This window comes from Achromobacter sp. DMS1, from assembly GCF_001270295.1.
In genome coordinates this window covers 1-4,753 of record NZ_LHSJ01000302.1, presented here as the reverse complement: position 1 = coordinate 4,753, position 4,753 = coordinate 1, and the positions used below count along the sequence as shown (strand labels likewise).

Annotated in this window: 4 protein-coding genes and 1 pseudogene; all 5 read left to right on the top strand. The window is 67.5% G+C overall.

Annotated features, from left to right (window positions below; genetic code table 11):
- Window positions 1-99 precede the first annotated feature (99 nt).
- A complete protein-coding gene (gene dbpA, locus AD428_RS22990) occupies window positions 100-1,488 on the top strand; it encodes an ATP-dependent RNA helicase DbpA (protein ID WP_053246700.1) in 1,389 nt (462 codons plus the stop codon).
- A gap of 104 nt (window positions 1,489-1,592) precedes the next feature.
- The gene (locus AD428_RS22985) at window positions 1,593-2,000 is read left to right on the top strand and encodes a DoxX family protein (protein WP_053246699.1); all 408 of its coding nucleotides are present in this window, start codon (window positions 1,593-1,595) and stop codon (window positions 1,998-2,000) included.
- A 218-nt stretch (window positions 2,001-2,218) separates the two neighbouring features.
- Entirely contained in the window at window positions 2,219-2,548 is a 330-nt protein-coding gene (locus AD428_RS22980) for a YegP family protein (protein ID WP_053246698.1), read from the top strand.
- 128 nt (window positions 2,549-2,676) lie between these two features.
- Complete coding sequence (locus AD428_RS22975; protein ID WP_053246697.1) at window positions 2,677-3,300, top strand: glutathione S-transferase family protein; 624 nt, start codon at window positions 2,677-2,679, stop codon at window positions 3,298-3,300.
- Between the two features lie 143 nt (window positions 3,301-3,443).
- Window positions 3,444-4,753 (top strand): annotated as a pseudogene (locus AD428_RS22970) (PIG-L family deacetylase); the annotation flags it as partial.

Below are 4,753 nucleotides of genomic sequence, written 5' to 3'. Positions count from 1 at the left end.
CGCCGCCGCCCGCCGGCTAGGGCGCGCCGACCCGCCAGGGCTTACACTCACGCCCTACGCTTCTTATTGCGCCCCCCTTCGTGGCGGGCCCGCCTTGCCGTGACCGACACCGAGTTCTCCACCCTGCCCCTTGCGCCCGCCCTGCTTCAGAACCTGCAAAGCCTGGGCTTCGAGCGCATGACGCCCATCCAGGCGCAAAGCCTGCCGCTCATCCTCGAAGGCCGCGACCTGATCGCCCAGGCCAAGACCGGCAGCGGCAAGACCGCCGCCTTCGGCCTGGGCGCGCTGCAGAAAGTCAACCCGCCCTGGTTCGCCCCGCAAACGCTGGCGCTGTGCCCCACGCGCGAACTGGCCGACCAGGTCGCCCAGGAACTGCGCCGGCTGGCCCGCCTCATTCCCAACATCAAGGTGCTCACCCTGTGCGGCGGCGCCGCGGTGCGCCCGCAGGCCGAGTCCCTGGCCCGCGGCGCCCACGTCGTCGTCGGCACCCCCGGCCGCGTCCTGGACCACCTCGCGCGCGGCAATCTAGACCTGGCCGGGCTCAACACCCTGGTGCTGGACGAAGCCGACCGCATGGTCGACATGGGCTTCTACGACGACATCGTGGCCATCGTTTCGCACTGCCCGGCCAAGCGCCAGACCCTGCTGTTCTCGGCCACCTACCCGGACAACATCCGCAAGCTCAGCGCCCGCTTCCTGCGCAACCCCGCCGAGGTCAAGGTCGAAGCCCGGCACGACGCCAGCCGCATCGAACAGATCTTTTACGAAATCGCCCCCGAAGAACGGCTCGACGCCGTCGCGCGCCTGCTCGCCCACTTCCGCCCCGCCTCCACCCTGGCCTTCTGCAACACCAAGGCCCGCAGCCACGACCTGGTGCAAACCCTGCGCGACCAGGGCGTGAGCGCCCTCGCGCTGCATGGCGACCTCGAACAGCGCGAGCGCGACGAGATCCTCATCCAGTTCGCCAACCAGAGCTGCGCCGTCCTCGTCGCCACCGACGTGGCCGCCCGCGGGCTGGATATCCAGAACCTGGGCGCCGTCATCAACGTGGATGTCACCAAAGACACCGAGGTGCACATCCACCGCATCGGACGCAGCGGCCGCGGCGAACAGAAGGGCCTGGCGCTCAGCCTGTGCGCCGCCGACGAAATGCGCTGGGCCACCCTCATCGAGCAATACCAGGGCGCCCCCCTGGTCTGGGGCGATCTCCAGTCGCTGCGCCCGCGCGCCGACCGGCCGCTGCGCGCGCCCATGGTGACCCTCTGCATCCAGGGCGGCAAGAAAGACAAGCTGCGCCCCGGCGATCTGGTCGGCGCCTTCACCGGCGAAGGCGGGCTGGCCTTCGAACAGCTGGGCAAGATCAACGTCACCGAATACAACACCTATGTCGCCCTGGACCGCCGCATCGCCAGGCAGGCCTACGGCCGGCTTTCCGCCTGCAACATCAAAGGCCGGCGCTTCCGCATGCGCTATCTGGAAGAGCTGTAAGCGTTAGTTAACGCTCCGGGGACAAAAGCTTGATGATTTTCCCCGGGTCTTGCCATAATGGCCGCGCCTGTCCGGCATTCCGGACTAAAAAAGAGAATCCAGACATGTTCAAATCCGACGACACTGGCAAGCTGGTCCTGCGCCTGGCGCTGGGCATCCTGATCCTGTTGCACGGTCTTTTCAAGATCACCGGCGGCGGCGTCGGCGGCATCGCCGGCATGCTGTCCTCGCACGGCCTGCCCGGATTTCTCGCCTACGGCGTCTATATCGGCGAAATCCTCGCCCCGGTGCTCATCATCGTGGGCATCTACACCCGCCTGGGCGGCCTCATCATCGCCATCAATATGGTGGTCGCCATCCTGCTCGCGCACACCGGGCAAATCTCCAGCCTGAACAATAGCGGCGGCTGGGCGCTGGAACTACAGGGCATGTTCCTCTTCTGCGCGCTCGCTATCGCGTTCATGGGAGCCGGAAGGTTCAGCCTGGCCGGAAATGGCGGCAAGTGGAATTAAACGCGCGCGCCGCTTGGGCGCACGGACCGGCGGCGCCAGCCGCCGCGCCGGAAGGAGCGGCCGCCGAAGAGGCGGCCTTTGTTTTCGAGGCCGGCCGATATTCAAGGAATGCGCATCTTCATTCCCGAACCATAAAGCTTGAACTATTATTGCCCCGCGTTCCTGCATGTACGCATCGCAGCACCGATCAACTCCGAATAACAACATAGGAGATTTTCATGAGCGGTTACTTTGAATTGAAGCGCAGCGGCGATCAGTATGTGTTCAACCTGAAAGCGGGCAATCACGAAATCATTCTCAGCAGCCAGCGCTATTCCTCGAAAGCCAGCGCCCAGGACGGCATTGCGTCGGTCCGCCAGAATGCGCCGATCGATGCGAGGTATGAGCGCAAGACGGCGGCCAATGGTTCGCCGTATTTCACGCTGACCGCGGCAAACGGGCAGGTGATCGGCCAGAGCGAAATGTATTCGGGCACCGCGGCGCGGGATAACGGCATCGAATCCGTCAAGGCCAATGCCCCCGCCGCCACCATGAAAGACCACACCTGATCGTGGCCCGGGCCGCGCCGGCCTTCCGGTCGCGGCGGCGCGGCCCGCCCTTCGACCCGTCACCTTTATCCTTGCGCCCGCCGCCGTTATTCTTGGCATCCGACGCAGCCCCATACAAGGAAACGCAGATGTCACGTTGGACTTTCTATACCGCTCCCGGCACGTGCGCGCTGGCCACTCATATCGCGCTGCGCGAGGCGGACGCCGATTTCGATCTGGTGAAGCTCGATTTCTCCGCCGGGCAGCAGCAGAGCGCGGAGTACCTGCGCGTGAATCCCAAGGGCCGGGTGCCGGCGCTGGCCACGCCGCAGGGCGTGCTGACGGAGACGCCTGCCCTGCTGGCTTTCGTGGCGCAGAGCTTTCCGGACGCGAAGCTGGCCCCGCTGGACGATCCGTTCGCCTTCGCGCGGCTTCAGGAGCTGGCGAGCTATCTGGCTTCGACGGCGCACGTGGCGCATGCGCACAAACGGCGCGGCGCGCGCTGGGCGGACGACCCCGCGGCGCACGAAGCGATGCGGGCCAAGGTTCCCGAAACGATGACGGCCTGCGCGGCCTACCTCGAAACGCAGATCGCCGGCCCCTGGGCGGCGGGCGACCGCTACAGCTACGTCGACGGCTATCTGTACACGATCGGCAGCTGGCTGGAGGGCGACGGCGTGGACATGACGCGGTTTCCCAAGCTGACGGCCTACCTGGAGCGTGTCGGCAACCGCCCGGCGGTGCAGCGCGCGGTGGCGGAAGCCCAGGCCTGAACCTGAACGTGCGGCCCCCGGCTGCCATGAAGTGAAGTCCGTTGCGTGCCGGCCCGCGCGCGCCCTTTCCCGGGCGCCGCGCCGTGCACCGCCTTTCCCCGTTTCATTGCAATTCCCTGTTCGTCTCTTATATGTCCGTTCCGATGGTCCTGCCGCGCCTGGTGGTCCGCGCGCTCTTCTGCGCGCTCGTCAGCCTGATCTCTTGCCCTGCGCAGGCCGCCCCGCCCTCGCTGGCGCAATGCCACGGCATCAAGGACCTGGCTTTCGTGGCCCACCTGGATGACGATCTGCTGTTCATGAACCCGGATATCGCCGCCAACATCGAGGCGGGCGGCTGTGTGCGGGTGGTGTACCTGACCGCCAGCGACGCCGGCGAGGGCGAAGGCTATATGCTGGGCCGCGAGCGCGGCATACGCTCGGCCTACGCCTATATGGCGCATCAGCCCGACGACTGGCGGGAAGACGCGGGCACCGTGAGCGGGCGCACCATCGCGCGCTTCACCTTGCGCGGCAATCCGCGCGTACAGCTCTGGCACATGCGCCTGAAAGATCCCTGGCTGGGCAAGGGCTGGGGCAGCCTGACGCCGCTGAGCCGCACCGAGTCCGAGCCCGGGCAGCGCGTGGACACGCTGGGCCCGCATGTGGAGGTCTACACGCGCGCGCAGCTCGTGGATACCCTGGCCGGCCTGATCCGCCAGTACGGCCCGACCACGGTGCGCCACCTGGACGATACGATCAGCGTTCCGTACACGGAGCTGTGCTGGCGTTGCGCGGGCCACGGGCATCCCGACCACATCGCCAGCGCGCGGCTGGTGCGCGAAGCCATGCTGCGCGTGCCCGGCAACTATGCCGAGGCGGGCTACATCGACTATCCGAGCCAGGAACGAGCCAGCAACCTGGACGACGCGGAAATCGCCGATAAGTCCATGATCTTCCAGCACTACGCCTGGAACGACTACCACTACTGCGCGGGGCCGACCGGCTGCAAGGAGCCCGCGGGGCCGGCCGCGGCCTGGGTGCAGCGCGCCTATTACGTGTCGCGCAAGGACATGGCGCCGCAGGTGTATTCGGACGGGCGCGGCGGGCTGGTGGTGTTTGCCGCCGGCGAAACCAACGCGGCCGTCAATCGCTGGGATTCCGGCCAGCGCCGCTGGCAATGCCTGGGCGGACGCACCAACGGACCGCTAGTGACGTTCGCCCATGCCGACGGCACGGCCGGCCTGATGGTGCGCGACCCGCTGGGCGGCGTGTGGGCGAACAAGCAGCGCCATGACGGCACCTGGGCAGGGTGGCAGGCGCTGGGCGGCTTGCGCGTGGCCAAGATCCCCGTCGTGGCGCCGCTGGGCGAGGCGGCGGCCGTGGGCGCTGGGGCGTACGACGGGCAGCTGCACTGGATCGCGCCGTCCGGCATCGATGGACAGTTGGGGGCGCCTGGCAGGCCCTGCCCGCGCTG